General features: G+C 39.7%; 14 protein-coding genes and 1 rRNA gene (1 of these 15 running past the window's edge). 1 reads left to right on the top strand and 14 read right to left on the bottom strand.

Translation table 11 applies throughout. The features are described from left to right. From IGK70_RS01035 to pth, 13 genes are all read right to left on the bottom strand, one after another. Positions 1–968, bottom strand: a 16S ribosomal RNA gene (locus tag IGK70_RS01035); it reaches 593 nt to the left of the window's first position. Positions 969–1,618: 650 nt separating this feature from the next. Continuing rightward, positions 1,619–3,115, bottom strand: coding sequence for a lysine--tRNA ligase (gene lysS, locus IGK70_RS01030; protein WP_002356264.1), 1,497 nt, complete (start codon positions 3,113–3,115; stop codon positions 1,619–1,621). A gap of 93 nt (positions 3,116–3,208) precedes the next feature. After that, on the bottom strand, positions 3,209–4,207 hold the full coding sequence (gene dusB, locus IGK70_RS01025; RefSeq protein ID WP_104855924.1) for a tRNA dihydrouridine synthase DusB: 999 nt from the start codon (positions 4,205–4,207) through the stop codon (positions 3,209–3,211). Between the two features lie 11 nt (positions 4,208–4,218). Beyond that, the gene (hslO, locus tag IGK70_RS01020) at positions 4,219–5,115 is read right to left on the bottom strand and encodes an Hsp33 family molecular chaperone HslO (RefSeq protein ID WP_002359370.1); all 897 of its coding nucleotides are present in this window, start codon (positions 5,113–5,115) and stop codon (positions 4,219–4,221) included. Positions 5,116–5,276: 161 nt separating this feature from the next. Beyond that, complete coding sequence (gene ftsH, locus IGK70_RS01015) at positions 5,277–7,433, bottom strand: ATP-dependent zinc metalloprotease FtsH (protein WP_002363441.1); 2,157 nt, start codon at positions 7,431–7,433, stop codon at positions 5,277–5,279. 93 nt (positions 7,434–7,526) lie between these two features. Then, on the bottom strand, positions 7,527–8,072 hold the full coding sequence (hpt, locus tag IGK70_RS01010) for a hypoxanthine phosphoribosyltransferase (protein ID WP_002356260.1): 546 nt from the start codon (positions 8,070–8,072) through the stop codon (positions 7,527–7,529). An 18-nt stretch (positions 8,073–8,090) separates the two neighbouring features. Beyond that, on the bottom strand, positions 8,091–9,479 hold the full coding sequence (tilS, locus tag IGK70_RS01005; RefSeq protein ID WP_002379219.1) for a tRNA lysidine(34) synthetase TilS: 1,389 nt from the start codon (positions 9,477–9,479) through the stop codon (positions 8,091–8,093). An 85-nt stretch (positions 9,480–9,564) separates the two neighbouring features. Further along, positions 9,565–10,044 (bottom strand): S1 domain-containing RNA-binding protein, encoded by a 480-nt coding sequence (locus tag IGK70_RS01000; protein ID WP_002356258.1) that lies wholly within the window; start codon positions 10,042–10,044, stop codon positions 9,565–9,567. A 44-nt stretch (positions 10,045–10,088) separates the two neighbouring features. Beyond that, positions 10,089–10,568, bottom strand: coding sequence for an FtsB family cell division protein (locus tag IGK70_RS00995; protein ID WP_002356257.1), 480 nt, complete (start codon positions 10,566–10,568; stop codon positions 10,089–10,091). Between the two features lie 254 nt (positions 10,569–10,822). Then, positions 10,823–11,086, bottom strand: a complete 264-nt coding sequence (locus IGK70_RS00990) for an RNA-binding S4 domain-containing protein (protein WP_002356255.1) — start codon at positions 11,084–11,086, stop codon at positions 10,823–10,825. A gap of 14 nt (positions 11,087–11,100) precedes the next feature. Further along, positions 11,101–12,690, bottom strand: a complete 1,590-nt coding sequence (locus IGK70_RS00985) for a putative polysaccharide biosynthesis protein (protein ID WP_002368546.1) — start codon at positions 12,688–12,690, stop codon at positions 11,101–11,103. A 15-nt stretch (positions 12,691–12,705) separates the two neighbouring features. Then, positions 12,706–16,245, bottom strand: a complete 3,540-nt coding sequence (gene mfd, locus IGK70_RS00980; RefSeq protein WP_373415120.1) for a transcription-repair coupling factor — start codon at positions 16,243–16,245, stop codon at positions 12,706–12,708. A gap of 19 nt (positions 16,246–16,264) precedes the next feature. Next, the gene (gene pth / locus IGK70_RS00975) at positions 16,265–16,831 is read right to left on the bottom strand and encodes an aminoacyl-tRNA hydrolase (protein ID WP_002361556.1); all 567 of its coding nucleotides are present in this window, start codon (positions 16,829–16,831) and stop codon (positions 16,265–16,267) included. A 335-nt stretch (positions 16,832–17,166) separates the two neighbouring features. Here pth and IGK70_RS00970 point away from each other — a divergent pair, with 335 nt between their 5' ends. Beyond that, positions 17,167–18,150 carry an L-lactate dehydrogenase gene (locus IGK70_RS00970; RefSeq protein ID WP_002356251.1) on the top strand — a complete coding sequence of 328 codons (984 nt, stop codon included), beginning with the start codon at positions 17,167–17,169 and terminating at the stop codon, positions 18,148–18,150. Between the two features lie 226 nt (positions 18,151–18,376). Here the strand turns inward: IGK70_RS00970 and IGK70_RS00965 are convergent, their stop codons facing one another. Continuing rightward, a complete protein-coding gene (locus IGK70_RS00965; protein WP_104855926.1) occupies positions 18,377–19,867 on the bottom strand; it encodes an aldehyde dehydrogenase family protein in 1,491 nt (496 codons plus the stop codon). Positions 19,868–20,115 lie beyond the last annotated feature (248 nt).

Raw genomic sequence — 20,115 nt, 5'->3', positions numbered from 1 at the left:
TGCTCCACCGCTTGTGCGGGCCCCCGTCAATTCCTTTGAGTTTCAACCTTGCGGTCGTACTCCCCAGGCGGAGTGCTTAATGCGTTTGCTGCAGCACTGAAGGGCGGAAACCCTCCAACACTTAGCACTCATCGTTTACGGCGTGGACTACCAGGGTATCTAATCCTGTTTGCTCCCCACGCTTTCGAGCCTCAGCGTCAGTTACAGACCAGAGAGCCGCCTTCGCCACTGGTGTTCCTCCATATATCTACGCATTTCACCGCTACACATGGAATTCCACTCTCCTCTTCTGCACTCAAGTCTCCCAGTTTCCAATGACCCTCCCCGGTTGAGCCGGGGGCTTTCACATCAGACTTAAGAAACCGCCTGCGCTCGCTTTACGCCCAATAAATCCGGACAACGCTTGCCACCTACGTATTACCGCGGCTGCTGGCACGTAGTTAGCCGTGGCTTTCTGGTTAGATACCGTCAGGGGACGTTCAGTTACTAACGTCCTTGTTCTTCTCTAACAACAGAGTTTTACGATCCGAAAACCTTCTTCACTCACGCGGCGTTGCTCGGTCAGACTTTCGTCCATTGCCGAAGATTCCCTACTGCTGCCTCCCGTAGGAGTCTGGGCCGTGTCTCAGTCCCAGTGTGGCCGATCACCCTCTCAGGTCGGCTATGCATCGTGGCCTTGGTGAGCCGTTACCTCACCAACTAGCTAATGCACCGCGGGTCCATCCATCAGCGACACCCGAAAGCGCCTTTCACTCTTATGCCATGCGGCATAAACTGTTATGCGGTATTAGCACCTGTTTCCAAGTGTTATCCCCCTCTGATGGGTAGGTTACCCACGTGTTACTCACCCGTCCGCCACTCCTCTTTCCAATTGAGTGCAAGCACTCGGGAGGAAAGAAGCGTTCGACTTGCATGTATTAGGCACGCCGCCAGCGTTCGTCCTGAGCCAGGATCAAACTCTCATAATAAAAGTTAGAACAATCTTGCGATTGTTAAGCTCAATTTGTTTGCTAGCATATTGCTTGCTTGTTAAAAATGTTTGTTGTCTTGAATTGAATCAAGACGCCCTACACATTTGGTTTGTCTATTCTTTGTTCAGTTTTCAAAGGTCTACGTTACCTCGCAGCAACTTTTATATCATAACAAACTTTCGTTTGAATGTCAAGAACTTTTTTAAAAAGTTTTTTCAAGTTGTTTTGCTCGGTTGTTGTTGTCTGTTGTGACAACTTCTATATCTTATCATCTCGTTTGTTATTTGTCAACAACTTTTTTGTTGTTTTTTCAAACTTTTTTCGAGAGATTTGAAATCAAGAATTGTTATTTAATTATTGATTTCTGAATCGCTCAGCTGTGTGACTCGCCTTGCGACATGTAATAATATACCAAGATTTCAAGCATTGGTCAATCATTATTTTCACTTTTTTTGAACTTTTTTTCAATACCGATTGTTCTTTCTTATTCGATTAGATAAAGTTCGTTTTTTTATCAGATTACCCATTCTTTTTACTACTCATCTTCGATTTTTTTAGAAAAAAAGAATTGGTTTCAATTGTTTTTCTACTCTTTTTTATTTAATTTTTTGCGAATACAAAAAAAGATGCCCTTAAGGCATCTTTTTTTATCTCATTGTTGGGAATAATAATACATCACGAATTGATTGAGCATCGGTTAATAACATAACTAGTCGATCAATCCCAATACCTAATCCTCCGGTTGGTGGCAAGCCATATTCTAAGGCTTCGATGAAATCTTCATCTACTCCGTGTGCTTCGTCATTTCCTTGTTCCCGTTCTTTTTCTTGTTCTTCAAAACGTTCACGTTGGTCAATTGGATCATTTAATTCTGTAAATGCATTAGCAAACTCTTTTCCGATAATAAATAGTTCAAAGCGGTCAGTGAAACGACCATCTTCTGGATTTTTCTTCGCTAATGGTGAAACAGCGACTGGGTGACCATAAATAAATGTTGGTTGTTGCAATGTATCTTCTACAAATGTTTCGAAAAATTCATTAATGATATGACCGACTGTCATAGCATCTGTAATTTCAACATTATGTTCTTTAGCCAACGCACGGGCTTCTTCTATCGTCATCTCTTGCCAAAAATCTACGCCCGTTTGTTCTTTGACCGCATCTACCATGTGTAGACGTTTGAAAGGACTGCCTAAATCAACCGCTTGACCATCGTACGTGATATCAGTAGTTCCTAAGACTTTTTCCGCAGCATTACGGATAATTCCCTCTGTTAAATCCATCACATCTTGATAATCAGTATAAGCAGTATAAGCTTCTAGCATTGTAAATTCTGGGTTATGAGTGGTATCGATTCCTTCATTACGGAAGACACGACCAATTTCATATACTTTTTCCATGCCACCGACAATTAAACGTTTTAAATGTAACTCTAGGGCAATGCGTAAGTATAAGTCCATATCTAATGCATTATGGTGTGTGATAAATGGACGAGCAGCAGCTCCTCCTGCTTCGTTATGCAAGACAGGTGTTTCTACTTCGACATAGCCATTGCCATCTAGATAACGACGGATTTCGCTAATAATTTGACTGCGTTTCATGAAACGATCAAAACTTTCTTTGTTACTGATTAAATCCAAATAGCGTTGACGATAACGTTGTTCCACATTCGTTAATCCATGGTATTTATCTGGCAACGGACGCAAAGCTTTAGTTAATAACGTAATTGTTTGAGCTTTAACAGTAACTTCCCCCGTATTGGTTTTCATTATTTGACCAGTCACACCAAAGAAGTCGCCTAAGTCAGCATGTTTAAATAGTTCATAGGCTTCGTCTCCAACTTGGTCCTTCCGAACATAAATTTGAATTTGGCCTTCACGGTCTTGCAAATGGGCGAAACCAGCTTTTCCTTTACCACGTTTTGTCATCATACGTCCAGCAACGCTGACTTCTGTATTCATTTCACTAAGTTCTTCTTTTGTATGATTATCATATTGTTCATGAAGTTCTGCTGAATTATGAGTGCGATCGAAACGTTTACCGAAAGGATCAATCCCTTCTTCACGTAAAGCTTCCATTTTTTCGCGGCGCACGAGCATTTGATCATTTAAATCCTCTAAATGCGCTTGTTGTTCTTCTGCCACTGTTGTTCCTCCATTCTTGATTTTAACCTATCCTAATAATGCCACAGTAATTCGAAAAAAAGCAAGCCGAATTTTACTTTCGGCTTGAATTTTTTATTCTTCTATAGTAGTTACAGCAACTTTGGAAATCTTCTCTACAAAGGCATCAAGTAAATCGACAACTGCTTGTTGTGTTTCAACTTGGTTAATCGCAACTTTCACTTTGGCTGCTCGCGAGATTCCTTTTAGATAGTAAGAAGCATGTTGGCGAAACTCACGGACCGCAATTTTTTCGCCTTTTAAATCCACTAATCGTTGTAAATGAACTTTTGCAATATTGATTTTTTCAGCTGTTGAAGGCTCAGGCATCAATTCGCCCGTTTCCAAGTATTCTTTCGTCCGTTGAATCATCCAAGGATTGCCCAAAGCAGCCCGACCAATCATCACACCATCCGCTCCAACATATTCTAACATGCGTTTAGCATCTTCAGGCGTTTTGACATCGCCATTTCCCATAAAAGGAATGCTTAAATGCTTTTTCACTTCCTTTAAAACGTCCCAGTTGGCTGTCCCTTCGTACATTTGGACACGCGTCCGACCATGCATAGCAATTGCCGAAGCCCCTGCTTGTTCGGCAGCCAAAGCGTTGTCTACAGCATATAGATGATCTTCATCCCAGCCTGTTCGCATTTTTACAGTGACAGGCAAAGAAACTGCCGAAGAGACTGCGTGAACCATCTCATGCACTTTATTCGGATCCAGCAACCATTTCGCACCAGCTTCAGCTTTAATTATTTTATTGACAGGGCAACCCATGTTAATATCAATAATCGCCGCTTGCGTATTTTCTTCCACAAACTTAGCAGCTTCCACTAATGTTTCTTTATCTCCACCAAAAATTTGTACACTTAAAGGATATTCTCGCTCATCAATATATAGCATTTCTAAGGTTTTTTTGTTTCTTAATTTAATTCCTTTATCACTAATCATTTCACAAACGACTAATCCTGCGCCAAATTCTTTTACAGTCACACGAAAAGCGGCGTTACTAATACCCGCCATCGGAGCTACGACAACACGGTTGGGGATTTCAACGTCTCCAATTTTCCACATAGTCTTTCCTCCTACTTTTGTTTCGTATTGCGAATCGCTTCATCGCGAAGTTCAATTAATTCTTCTTCACTATAGTGATATTTATTGTTACAGAATTGACAAACTGCTTCTGCTCCATGATCTTCATCAATCATCGCATTTAATTCATCGATCCCAACGGCAATCAAAGCGGTCGCAAATTTTTCTTTGGAACAGTCACATTTAAATTGTACAGGCATTTTTTCTAAAATTTCTACTTCGTCTTCTCCCAATAAGCGATACAAGACTTGTTCAGGTGTTTCTCCATTTTCTAGTAATTGTGAAATTGGTGGCACTTCCGCTAGACGCTGTTCAATAAAATCAATGGTACTTTCATCGGCACCTGGCATTACTTGAATCATAAAACCACCGGCTGCTTTCACAGATTCATCCGTGTCCACCAATACACCTAAACCGATAGCTGAAGGAACTTGTTCAGAGACCGCCATAAAATATGTAAAGTCTTCACCGATTTCACCAGAAACAATAGGTGTTTGTCCAGAAAAGGTTTCTTTTAATCCTAAATCTTTAATGACTGTGAAAATTCCTTCGTTACCGACAGCGCCACGTACATCAATTTTACCTGTTGCATTCAACTTTAAGCTGACATGTGGATTTTTAATGTAGCCTTTTGTTTCTCCACGGCCATTACTATCGACAATAATAGCGCCAGCTGGGCCATTTCCTTGTACTTTTACAGTTAATTTATCGTCGCCTTTTAAAGTCGCTCCTAGTAAAAGGGCTCCAATCAATGTGCGCCCTAACGCTGCAGTAGAAGAACTCCATGTATCATGTCTTCTTTGCGCTTCGCTAACAGTTTCAGTGGCACTGATGGCATATGCTCGTATTGAACCTTTATAACAAAGGGCTTTTACTAAATAATCTTCCATTCTTTTTCCTCTTCTCTTGGTGCTTTTTTGTCCATTAGTCAGATAATACTAGGAATCAGGTGTTTTTTCAACCAAATAATCTTCCTTCTATAGAATATCTTAATATTATAGAAGGTGCAGTATTCGTCAACTCGACAAATACTGCACCTTCTACTAATTGGTTATTTATAACGATCTTCGTAGTTATTGCGATCATATTCAGAATTGGAATCTGAATCTTTTTTCTCTTCAGATTGGACTTCTTTTTCTGTTTGTTCGCTTTCTACTTTGACTTCTTCTGCTTCATCATGTAATTCTTTTTTCGCTTCTTCAAAGTCTTGTTTTTCTTCAACTTGTTTTTGCGCTTCTTTTTCTTCTAAAGCACGTTTTGCTTCTTCGAATGTTTGCGCTTCTTTTTCACTAGGATAGTCGCTGTCAGCACCTTCAGGCATTTTACCTGTTTCAAATAATGATTTGATTGCTTTTGCATCTAATGTTTCATATTCTAATAGTTTTTCAGCGATTAGTTTATGTTGTTCACGGTGCGCTTCGATAATTTCATGCGCTTTCGTATGAGCATCCATTAAGATACGACGAACTTCCTGATCGATTTCAAACGCCACTTGTTCTGAGTAAGCTTTTGTTTGACCATAATCACGACCGACAAAGACTTGATGGTTTCCTTCATATTGAACAGGTCCTAATTTGTCGCTCATTCCATATTCAGTTACCATGCTACGGGCAATCCCTGTTGCTTGTTCAAAGTCATTTGAAGCCCCTGTTGATTGAACGCCAAAGATAATTTCTTCTGCTGTACGTCCACCAAGTAAGCCAACGATTTGTTCAAACATATCTTCTTTAGTCATTAAGAATTGATCTTCTTTTGGTAAAGCAATCATATAACCGCCTGCGCGACCACGAGGGATAATTGTTACTTTGTGGACAACACGAGCACGGCTTAAGACTAAACCAACAATTGTGTGTCCTGCTTCATGGTAAGCCACCATTTCGCGTTCTTTTTTATTAATCACACGATCTTTTTTAGCTGGACCAGCAATTACGCGGTCTTCGGCTTCATCCACATCAGAAGCATCAATTTTTTTCTTGTTACGACGAGCGGCAACTAAGGCTGCTTCGTTTAAGACATTTTCTAAATCAGCACCAGCAAAACCTGGTGTTTGTTGTGCAACAACTTTCAAATCAACGTCATCAGCTAACGGTTTGTTTTTCGCATGAACACGTAAAATCGCTTCACGACCTTTGACATCTGGACGTCCTACCAAGATTTGGCGGTCAAAACGACCTGGACGTAACAACGCTGGGTCTAACACGTCTGAACGGTTCGTTGCAGCAATTACGATAACTCCTTCATTGCCATCAAAACCATCCATCTCAACTAATAATTGGTTAAGGGTTTGTTCACGTTCGTCGTGTCCGCCACCCATACCAGCACCACGTTGACGACCAACTGCATCGATTTCATCGATAAAGATAATCGCAGGCGCGTTTTTCTTCGCTGTTTCAAATAAATCCCGGACACGGCTAGCACCGACCCCGACAAACATTTCAACGAAATCTGAACCTGAGATTGAGTAAAATGGCACACCTGCTTCACCTGCTACGGCTTTAGCAAGTAACGTTTTACCAGTCCCTGGAGGTCCTTCTAATAGTACGCCCGCAGGAATCCGTGCGCCTAATTCAGCGAAACGACGTGGATCTTTTAAGAATTCCACTACTTCAACTAATTCTTGTTTTTCTTCTTCCGCACCAGCTACATCTGAGAAGCGGACACGGTTAGCTTTTTTATCGGCTTCTTTGGCTTTTGATTTACCGAAGTTCATCACACGGCCACCGCCGCCACCGCCACCGCCTTGTTGGCTCATCATCATGTAGAAGAAGAAGAAAATAATCACTAATGGTAAGAAACTAAACAACAGTGACAACCAAGCACCACTTGTTGATTGTTCTTTGACAACTAGCTTCACCTTGTTATTTTGTGCCGCATCTTGAATGCCAGCTAAGGTTGTATCACTAGGTAAAACGGTTGTTGTGAAGCCTTTTGACGATGCTTGCGTTGAGCCCCACAATGACAGACCACCTGTGTCTTTCACTTCTTGTTTTTCTTTATACTGACCTTCAATTCGGTAAACCCCATTGGTTGGTTGAATGGTCATGTCTTTGACTTTTCCGTCTTCCAATTGTTGTTGGAAGGTTGAGTAATCGATGTCTGGCGATTGTTGGTTGTTATTTCCAAAAATGAAATAGACAACCATGACCATGGCAAGTACTACTAAGACGTAGTATAAACCATTTTTCATGCCATTATTCTTTTTGTTCATGCCTGTCCTCCTTATGCTCATCATTACAATTCATGTTATTCTTTTATCAATCCTGACCTTTACATTGTAACACAATTAATTCCTTGATAGATATTAATTTGATTCGTAAACTTCAGGTTTTAAAACGCCAATATAAGGCAAGTTGCGGTACGTTTCTGCATAGTCTAATCCGTAACCGACCACAAACTCATTGGGCACATCAAACCCTACGTAGTCAGCTTTAATGTCTACTACACGGCCTTCTGGTTTATCTAATAAGGTAACAATTTTCACAGATGCAGCTTTACGGTATCTAAACAAATCTACTAAATACGCTAATGTACGACCACTATCGATGATATCTTCTACGATTAAAATATGTCTACCTTCGACATTTGTGTCTAAGTCTTTGACAATTTTTACTTCGCCTGAAGAAACTGTCGCGTTGCCGTAGCTAGATACATCCATAAAGTCCAATTCTAAATAAGTATTGATTTCACGAGTCAAATCAGCCATAAATGGTACTGCACCTTTTAAAATACCGACCACTAAAGGATTTTTCCCTTGATATTCTTCTGTCAGTTGCTTGCCAAGCTCTGCAGACTTCGCAAGAATTTCTTCTTTGGAGATTAGGACTTTCTCAATATCTTTTTCTATCATAGTGCGCTCCTTTCAGCATTACTCCTTTGTCTTAAAAAGGAGTCTGTAGTGTATTTTATCAGTTTCTAAAGGAATACTCAAATAGGAATTTGCAAATTTTGGTACCCAAATGATTTCCTCTTGCTCATCCGTAATGACCCAAGCACTCTCTCTCGCTTCATTTGGCACTTTTTGATCAATAAAAACTCTGCTTAATTTTTTCGTAAACCCTGGTTTTAATGTAATCCGATCACCACTTTGGCGATGACGAACGGTCAAAGGTGTGGCTGTTGTCAACGGGATTGCTAACAACTGACCCGTCCATTGATTAATCTCTTCAGGAAGAGGAAACGGTTTGTCTGTCGCAATTAATCCTAGCCACTCGGTTTCCGATAAATAAATCCCCGCACCAGGTACTAATAAATGTGTAACTTCTTCTCGCAGTGCAGCCTGTTTTTGTTCTAAGCATAGCCAATCATAACTTTTAGCTAGTTGCCATTGCTGTTCTAACATAACCGAGCCTTGCGGTTGCCGTTCATCATTCAAAACTTTTAAAATTTGTGTCATCTGGCGTTGGTTTAACGAAACCCCTAATGGCACTAATGTTTTTTGAAAAAACGCGGTTAAAAAGAAGTGCTGGTACGCAGGCGTTTCTTTTAATAATCTCTTCAAAGGAATGCGCCAGCCTTGTTTGGTTGGTTCTACGGCTTCAGATAATTGAGGCTCAATTTGTTCTTGAATAAATTCTTGGGCAAAACGTTGTTCATTACTAAAAGAAGCAATCTGATCTAAGAATTGCGGATTTTCCTGCTTTAATAGCGGCAAAACCTGATTACGGAGCCGATTTCTCAAATATTCATTGGTTTGGTTCGTTTCGTCCTCAAAATAAACGAATGCTTGGCGCTGTGCAAATTGATACAATTCTTCTTTTGGATAAATAAGTAACGGACGAATCAATTCCCCTGTCGCAAAAGGACGTCTCTCTTTAATGCCTGCGGAATGGGAAAAATTAGTTCCTCGAATCAGCTTCATTAAAATCGTTTCCGCTTGATCGTCTAGATGATGTGCCGTCATTAAGACCGCCGCACCTTCAATTTCCATGACTTCTTTAAAAAATTCATAACGAAATGTGCGCGCTTTTGCTTCTAAATTTCGTTGCTTTTCAGGGTCTTCCCAACGTGTTTCATAATACGTTAGCTCTCGCTGCTGACAATAGGTAGCGAGATATTGCGCTTCCTGTGCCGACGCTTCTCGCAATTGATGATTGACGTGTGCAACAACCAATTGTAATTGTTCTTTTTCTGCCACCTGTTCCATTAACGTCAAAAGGGCCATGGAGTCTACACCACCAGAAACGGCGACCACGATTGTTTGATGCGGTTGCCAAAATCCTTGTTCTTTTCCTCGTTTATAAAACTGCCAAAACATTGTTCGCCCTTCTTTCTTCCTTAGAATAAAAGAGGAACCGAGAAATAACCCATTCGTTATCCCCAGTCCCCCTATTTGTTTGTGCTTAGCCGCGACGTCCGCCACGTCCGCCACGTTTGCCTTCAGTATTACGTTTTAATGAAGATAAACGGTCATCACTATCTTTCAAGAAAGAGCTCATCAATGAGTCAAAATCTTGTTTATTGTTATTGTTATTTGCTTGTGGTTTATTGAAAGGCTTTTTGCCCCCTGCGCGTGGATTACGGTCACGATTCTCATAATTGTTTTCACGACGTTGAAATTCACGTTTTGGTTGTTGCCCTTCTGCTGGCTCTTGCGCTTTACGGATCGATAAGCCAATTTTGCCGTCGTCACCAACTGAGGTTACTTTCACTGTTACTTCGTCACCTACTGTTAATACATCATGAATATCTTTAACGAATCCATTAGACACTTCACTGATGTGTACTAACCCAGTTTTTCCTTCTCCTAAATCAATAAATGCACCAAAGTTAGTAATCCCTGACACTTTTCCTGGCAATTTAGCTCCTACTTCGATTGACATAAAAAAATTGTTCCTCCTATTTTTTCCCTAATTATAATTGCAGTTTATTCAGCTGAAGACTTAGTTGTTTCAGTTGAAGACTGTGATTGACTATTTTTTTCTGAACTGCTCTTGCTTTCTTCCGCTCCAGAAGTCTGTGTTTTTTTCATTTGTTCTGGTGTGGGATAAATCTGTTCGCCTTCTTTTGAGAGAAGGAAACGGCTACGTGCTAATTTTGCCACATAATCATCATCTTTTAACAAAGCAACGTCTTTTTTTAGATCCTTGACCTTCTTATCAACTGCTACGGATTCAGCAATTGCATCTGCTCGTTCTTGTTTGAAAGCACCTAAGCGATGATAATCTTTCATCAATTGGATGCCAGAAAAGGCAAAAATAATGAAGGCCACGAGAAAAATCGCTGCCAAGCGTCTGCGTCTAAAAATCAATTGTTTCTGTTGTTTTTGGAATTCGACATACTGTTCTTTCGTGTAGTCATTTTCCAATGCCGCAACTTTCTTCGAGTTTTTTTCATTCTTTCCCATCGTCTCGCTCCACTCGCTTTGGATTGTCCGTTTTATTATACCAACATCTAAGAACCTTGTCTAATGTTAATTTCAGAGAAGTTAAAGAAAATCAAGCTTTTTTCTAAAATATTCTTTGCTTTTGAAATAACAGTGGTTGATTTATTAATTTTTTTCAAAAGCGGCGCGTCTGTTTCATTAAAACGCTGAAAGGATGAAGCGCTTGGAATATTCATCTTTTCAATGAACTTGCCAAGCGCTCCATCCTCACCTGCTTATTCTTCAGAGACACGTGTTTCTGATTTTATTTCATACATTTTTGTGGCATCTTCTTTTTTCGTAGAGTCATTTAGTTGCAGGACTTCTACTTCTAAAATTCTGTTCCCAAATTGAATTTTGACAAGGTCACCAATCTTCACAGTACTAGAAGATTTGGCTAAGACTCCGTTGATTTGAATCCGACCTTTATCAGCGACTTCTTTGGCAACTGTTCTTCTTTTAATAATGCGAGAAACTTTTAAAAATTTATCTAACCGCATCACATTCACCTCTTTTATTTTTTTTGTCTCATCCGTAAAATTTTTGCGCCATACGGTAAACTTAACCATTCACGTATCGTAAATAATTCTAACTTAATGATGGTGCTAATAAAAACTGTACCACCCACCGCAACGCCTAAAACTGTAACGAAAAACGCTTGACTTCGGTGATGCACACCTTGGAACAAGATGGAGATAATTCCTTGATAGACCAGTAATGACAGCATCATGATTGCTAAACTAAGCAACAGTTTTTTCAAAAAGCTTCGTTCTCGAACAAAACAATTAATCGCTGCATCCGATTGTCGGACTAAAACGAATAGCGTCGCTAGTAACCCAAGAATAGTAGACCAACTAGCACCTAATGTTCCCCAACGAATGGTGAAAAAGCCCGTTGTCAGTAATTTCACTAATAAGCCCACACCAGCTGCCACTAAAGGACCTTTAAAACGATTGCGACTTTGTTCAATACTTTGGTAGGCCTGAATAATGGCCATAAAAGCGATGGATAAAACATACACCCCTAAAACATCGTTGCCTTTATAATCTTTAAAAAGCGTAAAGTTCATGTACGGCAATAACATCATTAGACCAATCGAAGCCGCCGATGCCAAGGTTGTGGTAAGACGCAAAAAGATTTTTGCAACTTGTAAAAATTGTTGACGGTCTTTTTTCATAAAATATTTTGTCAAACCTGGTAAAAAGGTCGAGCTTAAAGCTAAAGCAATTACCAATCCTAATTGAACTAGTGGTTGTCCTCTATCATAGACCCCTTTGTCCACTTTCGCAGCTAAATCAGAGAGCCCGAAAAGCATGAGAGCATTTTTTACTTTAAAGGAATCAATTAATTGAAATAGAATCAGAAAAGCACTATATAAAGAGACCAAACCACCCTCAATCATTAAACGTTTAAATAGTCCTGTGGTTTGAGGCATAATCTTCCATTGATGCAAGTATTCCGTACTTCCACTAAGAATTTTTCGATTGTAGTACCATAAGACAAGTACCGCTAAGACACCGCCAGCCAACGCACCACTCATGGCCACCGTCCCCGTTTGGTAAATGGAGCCACCAAAGTAATGATAGGACAACGCAGCTACTAGAATAACCCCAACACGCACAAACTGTTCCATCACCTGTGAAATACCACTAGGCACCATCAACAAATGACCTTGAAAATTCCCACGATAGAAAGAAAGAATTGGAACGAGTAAAAAGGTAAAGGAAACAACTTCCATTAATGGTTGGAGTGCAGCATCCCCCATACTAATAGCAATTTCTTGACTACCAAAGAAAAAGAAGGCCCAACAAGCAATCGCTAACCATAACACATAGGGATATAGTTGGCGCAACACTTGTTTTTGACTCCGAATATCTGGTTGTTCAGCAACAATTTTGGAAATAAATTGCGGTAAACCTGACAATGCTAATGTCATCGCAATCCCATAGATTGGATAAACTTGCTGATACACGTAAAATCCTTCATCCCCTACAAAGTTCTGAAAAGGAACGCGATAAAACGCACTCAACACTTTTGCAATGAAGGAAGCAATGGTTAACACAACGGCACCTTGCATCATTCGTTGCATTTCTTTTTGTGCCATCTTCTAGGCCTCCTTTTAAAGGGAATCCGTTTCTTGCGAATGTTTGTATTTTTCTTGTCGCAATGCGGTTGTAAAAGTAGCAATTTCTTGAATCCAAACAGCTTCTTTACAATCTTTCGGCAACTTCAAGGAAATAGTCATTTGTTCTTTCTCAACTGCTAGATCCGCTTTTAAGCTGGTTGCCGATAGCGCTTCAAACAACTGCTCCACAGAGTATGTTTTTGTGCCAATTTTACTTAACACAAACTTGACTTTTTGGTCGCGTTTACGAATACTTTCTAACAAGGCACGGTCGCCATCCATTTTGATACGGCCAGTGGTTAATAAATGCGCCACTTCGTCAGGATACTCTCCAAAGCGGTCTAACAAGTCCACTTCTAATTCTTCGTACATATCCATATTTTCTAATTGACGAATCCGTTTATAAATTTCAATTTTTTGTCGTTCATCTGTGATGTACGTTCCTGGAATATAAGCATCAATGCCCAAATCAATTTCAACAGACGTTTTTTGGTCTTGGATATTTTTTCCTTGTTTACGAGCAACTGCCTCAGATAACATCTGTGAGTACATATCAAACCCAACCGAATCAATGAAGCCATGTTGTTGGGCACCAAGAAGGTTTCCGGCCCCTCGAATGGAAAGGTCACGCATCGCAATTTTGAACCCAGAACCTAATTCCGTAAAGTCTTTAATTGCTTCTAAACGTTTCTCACTAACTTCGTTTAGGATTTTTTGCTGTTCGTACATAAAATAAGCATAGGCCACTCGATTGCTACGCCCCACACGACCACGTAATTGATACAACGTAGATAAGCCCATGTAGTCCGCATTTTCTACAAACAAGGTATTAGCATTAGGAATATCTACCCCTGTTTCAATAATCGTTGTAGTGACTAATATATCATATTGTCCTTCAATAAAATCAAACAAAGTATTCTCCAGTTGTACTTCTGTCATTTGCCCATGTGCATACGCAATTCGTGCGTCTGGAACTAGCGCTTGTAACTCTTCAACTTTTCGTTCAATCGTATCTACTCGATTGTATAAATAAAAGACTTGACCATCTCGGGCCATTTCTCGCTCAATCGCTTCCCGAATCGCCCCAGGATTATTTTCCATGACATACGTTTGGATCGGATAACGATTCTCTGGTGGGGTTTCGATGACGGATAAATCACGGACACCTAACATTGACATATGAAGGGTCCTTGGGATTGGCGTTGCTGTTAACGTCAAGACATCCACTTGTGAACGCAATTGTTTTAGTCGTTCTTTATGTTTCACTCCAAACCGTTGTTCCTCATCAATAATCAACAAGCCTAAATCACTAAAATTAATATCTTGCGACAATAAACGATGGGTACCAATCACAATATCTACTTGGCCATGTTTAATTTTTTCAATTGTTTCATTTTGCTGTTTTTTCGTGCGGAAACGACTTAATAAACCAATTTCTACAGGAAAGCCCTCAAACCGCTCTTGAATCGTTTCGTAATGTTGTTGCGCTAAAATAGTTGTTGGCACTAAAAAGGCAACCTGTTTATTGTTGCTAACAGCTTTGAAGGCCGCTCGTAAAGCCACTTCTGTTTTACCAAACCCTACATCGCCAACTAACAAACGATCCATTGGTCGAGATTTTTCCATGTCGTGTTTAATTTCGGCAGCACTACGTAATTGATCATCTGTTTCAGAATACGGAAAAGCCTCTTCAAATTCTTTTTGATACGCATCATCTGGCGGAAAAGCATAACCTTTTTCCGATTCTCTTGTCGCATAAAGTAAGATTAAATCATCCGCGATATCTTCAATTTTCGTAGCAACTTTTCGTTTGGTTTTCGTCCACTCACTGCCGCCTAGCTTGTTAATTTTCGGCGTTTTAGACTCGGAAGCAACGAACTTTTGAATCAAGTTCAATTGTGTTACTGGAATAAATAACTTGTCATCATTTTGGTACAAGATAGTCATGTAATCTTGATGGACCCCATCAACTTCTAAGGTTTCCATACCAATATATTTACCAATCCCGTGATTCGCATGAACGACATAATCGCCCGTTTTTAAGTCGCTATAACTTTTCAAACGTTCCGCATTAGAGATTGTTTGACGACGTGCCCGTTTTTTGGTCGTTGTATGAAAAATTTCTTTTTCCGTAATCGCCACGAGCTTGTTTTTAGGTAATTCAAACCCTGTTTGTAATGCCCCTTGGACAATTTGGACATGCCCATCTAACAACTGATCCCAATTGCTTACTACGCTAGGTATGTCAAAGTCCTGAAATAGCTCTTCGACTTTTTGAATCCGTTCTTTCGTAGGAACAAAAACAACGACCGTTTGGTTTTGCTTTTGCCAACGGTCCACTTCCGCTTTCAGCAACGGCATTTGACCGAAGAATTGTTGCATTGAACGATATTGGAAATTATGGACTTCTTGGAAACGAAGATTCCCCATTCCTTTTTGAAAAAGTGAAAAGAAGGTCGTATTTCGTGCAGTTTTTCGCAATTGATCATGAAAGTCTACGCCGAAAGTTTGTTCAGAAAACACGCGCATTTCTTCAATTTTCAGGGTTTGCCATTCCGCTTCCTCTCTAGCAATCTCTCGCTCCGTTTCCATCATACGAGAATAATCATCCACAAAAAGCAAACTATTTTCTGGTAAATAATCTAACAGCGTAGTTTTTTGTTGGTACAGAAAATCTGTATAATAGTGAGCATTTTCTGTAGGAATCCCTTGTTCCCAAGAAGACAGCAACTGACCAAAATATTCTTCTAAAAAATCGGTCTCCGTTTGATCTTTAGCTGTCGCTAAACGTTTTTCTAGAGCATCTTGTAACCTCATCATGCCATGATTCATATCTGACTTTGAGAACACTAAATCAGTCATTGGTGAAATCGTTACTTCTTCAAGATTTTCTAATGAACGTTGGGTATCCGCTTCAAAATAACGGATTGAGTCGATTTCAACATCAAACAGTTCCACACGAACAGGGTATTCGGCATTTAGCGGATAGACATCAATAATGCTTCCACGAATACTAAATTCGCCGGGTTTCCCGACCATCGATTGGCGTTCATAGCCCATTAACACTAAGCGTTGCGCGAGGATTTCAGGTTCTACTTCTGTCCCGATTTCCCAATGGAGTTGCGCATTTTGCCACGTTTCTTTCGTTGGCAAATATTTTCGTAGTCCAGCTACTGGCACGACCACAATTCCTGCATTCGCTGTCATCAGGAAATTTAACGCACTCACTCGATCTGCGCGCGCTTCTGGTGAAGAAAAGGCCATTTCGGCGGATAACACTTCATCTACTGGAAATAGATGAACTTGTTCTGAAGGTAAAATATTTAAAAAATCATCTACTAATTGATTAGCATAGTATAGATTTGGAACCGCAATAACAATTTTTTGATGCGTCTTTTGTAAAGCGCCTGCCATCAGTAATGTTTTAGCAGAGCCTGATAACCCAGTAATTAGTTGGCGCGTTCCTGTTGTCATTAGTTGACTGCGCCATGATTTAGCAATTTCTGTTTGGCTAATTCGTTCGATAATATTCAAACAAGGGCCCTCCTTTCTGCTATTTTCCATTAAATTGATTCATTGTTTCAACAAACGTATGTCCTTCGCATGCATATAAAGCGGCATCGGCTGCTTTTTTTACAGCAAGTAACATCTCTTCGTGTGTTTCTTTGGGAAAAGTACTTAGTACATGGTGGATAACTGTATCATTTTTTGAGGGCCGACCAATGCCAATTTTAATTCTAGGAAAGACATTTGTTCCTAAATGGGCAATCAGACTTTTTATCCCATTGTGGCCCCCAGCACTACCTTTTTGCCGTAAACGAATTTTACCGACCTCTAAGTCTAAGTCATCATAAATAACAATCAAGTCTTCCTCATCTACCCCAAAGTAGGTCAACAGCGGACCAACAGAGCGACCTGATTCATTCATAAATGTTAATGGTTTCACTAACAATACTTTCTCAGTCCCTATAAAAAACTCTGCAATATCTGCTTCAAAATTACTATTATTAAACGAAACATTTTGCCGATACGCAATTTCATCTAGCGTAATAAAGCCAATGTTGTGTTTTGTTTCTTTGTATTTACTACCGGGATTTCCCAGTCCTACGATTACTTTCATCTTTCATTCTCCTTGGATTATAAGCTTGCCAACACAAAATGGCTGGGAAGCGTATGCGCTACCCAGTTTTATTCATTATACCATAGAAATAAAAAAACTCGCAGTCTTTGAAGATTAAGAAAGATGTAAAAAAATTTTTTAGAAATTTAAATATGCGTAAGATAGTGAAATTACACACATGTAAGAGCTACCATTTTGAAACAGGTCTGAAAACTGTATCATTTTTACAATCAAAGTTCGTGACATTTTTTACAAACCATGTTACTATCACTTTAGCAACAGGAAATAAAAACTCGTTGCTCACGAAAAAGAATGTAGAGGAAGGAATGGTACACATGACTGCAGCCGCAGGGAATAAAGATCACCAAAAAGTAATTTTAGTCGGGGACGGTGCCGTAGGTTCTAGCTATGCCTTTGCTTTAGTAACTCAGAATATTGCTCAAGAAGTTGGGATTATTGATATTAATGTACCAAAAACTGAAGGAGACGCGTTGGACTTATCTCACGCATTAGCATTTACTTCTCCTAAAAAAATCTATGCTGCTACTTATGACGATTGCCATGATGCAGACTTAGTTGTCTTAACAGCTGGCGCGCCTCAAAAACCAGGCGAAACTCGTTTAGACTTAGTTCATAAAAACTTGAAAATTAATAAAGAAATCGTTACAACAATTGTTGATTCTGGTTTCAACGGTATCTTCTTAGTTGCCGCAAACCCAGTTGATATTTTGACTTATTCAACTTGGAAATTCTCTGGCTTCCCGAAAGAACGAGTAATCGGTTCAGGAACTTCACTAGATTCTGCTCGTTTCCGTCAAGCAATTGCCGAATTAGTTGACGTTGATGCACGAAATGTCCATGCCTACATCTTAGGAGAACACGGAGATACAGAATTCCCAGTTTGGTCACATGCAAATGTCGCTGGCTTACAAATTTACGAATGGGTGAAAAATAATCCTGACGTCGATGAAGAAGCAATGGTTAATTTATTCTTCAACGTACGCGACGCTGCTTACACAATCATCGAGAAAAAAGGAGCTACTTTCTATGGAATCGCGGTTGCACTAGCGCGTATCACTAAAGCTATCCTAAACGATGAAAACTCTGTGTTACCACTATCTGTTTATTTAGAAGGTGAATATGGTCAAAACGATATTTATATCGGTGCACCAGCGATCATCAACCGCCAAGGCGTTAAACAAGTCATTGAAATTCCATTAACAGATGCTGAACAAGAAAAAATGGAAGCTTCTGCTTCTGCATTAAAAGAAGTCATTGAAACAGCTTTTGCTAAATTTGAAGCAGAAGAAGCAAAATAACTCCTTCTACAATAGTCAAAAATTAAAAACAACCAAGAGTGAACACTATTGTTACTCCGCTTTAAAGCCTGGTACAAAAATCCAAAGTGATTTTTGCACCAGGCTTTACTTTTAATTTGTTTTACTTTACTCATCACCCAATTTTTTCAAAAAATTATTGTTTTGTTTAGCTCTAAAAATAACAATAACCAAAAATAAGTTTATTATCTAAAATTCACTACACTACTTAATACAGTCCATCTGCTTCTTCTTTTGTCACAATGTAAATATTTTTCATTTGCGTATAAGCATCTAGCATTGATTTATGCGTTTCTCGACCAATTCCTGATTTTTTATAACCGCCAAATGGCGCGCCCGCAGGCAATTGATTGTATGTGTTGACCCACATCCGACCTGTCCGTACACCACGAGCAACCCGTAATGCCACATTGATATCTTGAGAAAAGACGGCGCCACCTAGGCCATATTCAGAATCATTAGCTAAACGAATGACTTCTTCTTCCGTTTCAAATTTAATCACTGTTGCAACAGGACCAAAGATTTCTTCTTGGGCCACACACATTGTATTCGTACCATTCGCTAATAACGTAGGAGCTAAAAATGCCCCCTTGTCTAGCCCATTTTCTGTTAAACGTTGCCCTCCAGTAATCAGCGTAGCTCCTTCCTTCACACCAATTTCGACATATTTTAAAATTTCTTCCAATTGATGCTCATTGATCTGAGCGCCCATTTCAGCATCTTTTTCCCACGGGAAACCAACGTTCACTTGTTCAAATTTTTCCTTTAAAGCTTCTACAAATTGATCATAAATACCTGACTGAACGAACACACGAGACCCAGCACAACAAACTTGCCCTTGATTGAATAAAATCCCTAACTGCACGCCTTCTAATGCACGTTCCCAATTGGCATCTTCAAAAATAATGTTGGCTGATTTTCCGCCAAGTTCTAAAGTGGCTGGAATTAGGCGGTCGGCCGCCGCTTTAGCGACAGTGTACCCCACCTCTGTTGAGCCTGTAAAAGCTAGCTTATCAAACCCTGGATGTGCCAACATATAATTTCCTGAATCAGAACCACGACCGGTGATTAAATTCACTACTCCTTTCGGCAAGACTTGATCAAAAATCTTAAACAATTCCAACAGACTTAATGATGTGCTCGAGGATGGATGAATCACAACCGTATTACCTGCTGCCAACGCTGGCGCTAATTTCCAAGCACCCATTAATAAGGGGAAATTCCACGGAATAATTTGACCCACAACACCAATGGGTTCTTTCACAACAATGGATAACGTATCCTTATCAAATTCTTTGACAGCCCCTTCTTCTCCACGAATCACACTAGCAAAATACCGAAAATGGTCTGCACTGGCAGGGACATCAATCGATTGCGTTTCCCGAAGCGGTTTTCCATTATCTAAAGTCTCCACCATAGCCAAATGTTCTTGATTTTCTTCAATCAAATCAGCAATTTTCAATAAAAGATTGCTTCTTGTTACAACGTCAACATCTTTCCATGTCTGAAACGCTTCTTGGGCTGCTTCTACAGCTCGATCCACATCTGCATTTGTGGCATCTACAAATTCTGCTAATTTTTCACCATTACTAGGATTGTAACTAGCAATCATTTTGTTACCACTACCTGTTGTCCACTCTCCATTAATATACAATTGATAGCTACTGGCAACTACTTGATTTATTTCTTTTTTACTCATTTACCCACCTCTTTTTTTATTTTTGTATCCGCTTACAATTATAAGACATCTTTCACCTAAAAGTAAATGATTCTACCTAAAAAAAATATAGCTATCAGCGACTGTTGCTAACTCATCCCGACCTGAAACCGCCTGGCAATAACTGAATGTATTAAACTTTATTGGAGAGAACTTTTGCCACAAAAAAAGCTAGCACTGAAGAATTAAAATTGCTTCTTCAGTGCTAGCTTTGATTTTTCCAACTCATC

Source organism: Enterococcus sp. DIV0358 (assembly GCF_051713465.1).
Lineage (GTDB): Bacteria > Bacillota > Bacilli > Lactobacillales > Enterococcaceae > Enterococcus > Enterococcus faecalis.
The sequence above is the reverse complement of the archived record's forward strand: the minus strand, read 5'-3'. Positions and strand labels throughout refer to the sequence as shown.